At 40.9% G+C, this 1,700-nt stretch carries 2 protein-coding genes; both read left to right on the forward strand.

Features of this window, described 5'->3' with window-relative positions; all coding sequences use genetic code 11:
- Positions 1–861, forward strand: an 861-nt coding sequence (locus tag WB217_RS15230) for a MerR family transcriptional regulator (RefSeq protein ID WP_423994086.1), incomplete at its 5' end; no start/stop codon positions are given.
- A 185-nt stretch (positions 862–1,046) separates the two neighbouring features.
- Complete coding sequence (locus WB217_RS15235; RefSeq protein ID WP_423994087.1) at positions 1,047–1,484, forward strand: cell wall hydrolase; 438 nt, start codon at positions 1,047–1,049, stop codon at positions 1,482–1,484.
- Positions 1,485–1,700: the final 216 nt, after the last annotated feature.

Raw genomic sequence — 1,700 nt, forward strand, 5'->3', positions numbered from 1 at the left:
GAAGTATTGGATATCCCTGCAGTTACAATCAGGGCCTGGGAAAATCGATACAATGTGGTAACCCCTACCCGAACTGAGGGCGGACACCGTTTATATAGCGAGAAAGATGTAGAGACCCTTAAGTGGATCAAGAAACAAATCCACGAAAAGAATATGAAAATCAGTGACGCAGTCCGACTTTTACAGGAAGATGTTCCAGCTCCTGCCGCACCTCCATCCGAGAAAAATAAATACGAAGAGCTAACGGAAAAGCTTTACCTTGCATTAATTAACCTTGATACCCATGAAGCGAACCGGATCGCTGACCTCGCTTTTTCTTTGTTTGATTATGAAGAGGTGTTTCACCACATATTGGTTAAGGTACTGTATAAAGTTGGGGATGAATGGGAGAATGGCTCCATCAGCGTGGCCCAGGAGCACTTTTCTTCTCAGTTCATCATTAACCGTTGCACCCAGTTCTTGAGGATTCTCCCCGTGAATCCGGCGCTCCCGAAAGTAATGGCATTCTGTCCCGAAGGCGAGCATCACCAAATCGGGTTGATGATTTTCAGCTTATTTTTAAAGAAAAAAGGAAACGAAGTCATCTATTTGGGTCCGAATACCCCTGTTGAAGGATTAACTGATTTAATTAAAATGAAGAACATTTCCGTAGTCGCGATTTCCATGACAAACCCTGCCCCTGTTAAAAAGGTTGAAAGCTGGATACAGTCATGTCTCAAAACGAATCCATCTCTTAAATTCATTGTTGGCGGCAGCTGCATTCATGATTGTTCAAAGCTTGAGTCTAAGTCCGTTTCCTACTCGCTCGGATTTGATTGGGATGAATGGTATGACTCTTTTATGCACGGGAAAAAGGCCTGACAATATTTGTCAGGCCTCGATTTCTTGTAAAATCAAATTTCCATTGCCCATCTCACTGCTTCCTTCTTTTGTAGCTGTTTTCCCGTTTAAACTGGGTACGTCCCCATGCTTCTTTCTCCTAATTCCAATCCCGTTAACATTTTTACAGACATTGATTAATACAATGCTTTTAGAGGTGATAAAAAGTGCCAAGAGTGAAATATACCGACAGTGACGTTGCGTTAATGGCGAGGTTGATGAGGGCAGAAGCTGAAGGTGAAGGGAAATTGGGGATGCTTATGGTCGGTAATGTCGTTGTCAATCGACTAAACGCTAATTGTCTGGATTTCAAAGATATAAGGTCCATCTATAGTGTGATTTTTCAAATCCAAGGAGGAAATTACTCTTTCGAAGCCGTACAAAAGGGAAATGTTTTTTATAACAGAGCAAGAGGAGTAGAAAAAAGACTAGCCAAACAAACCTTAGACTATTGGAGACAACATCCATCTAAGTTTGCACTTTGGTATTTTAATCCGTATGCACCATGTCCACCTACATGGTACAACCAACCATTTGCAGGACAATTTAAACAGCACTGTTATTATGAACCACAGGCTAATACATGTGATGGTGTTTATAGATGAAAGAAGCAAAGGGACGTACCCTTTGCTTCTTTTTAATCGCTGGTATTCAGCACCAAAATATTGAAATCCGGGGAAAGATCCTCTGAGTTAACAGAAGCATAAGATACGTTCCCCTGCTCCTATTGGTTAGAAACCTATACCAAAAAGATAATATTGAATATAATGAACGGATTTAAGTAAGCGAATAGAGAGGATAAATAAGATATAGATATGGAG

Source organism: Mesobacillus sp., from assembly GCF_049588175.1.
In the GTDB taxonomy this organism is placed as follows: Bacteria; Bacillota; Bacilli; order Bacillales; family Cytobacillaceae; genus Mesobacillus.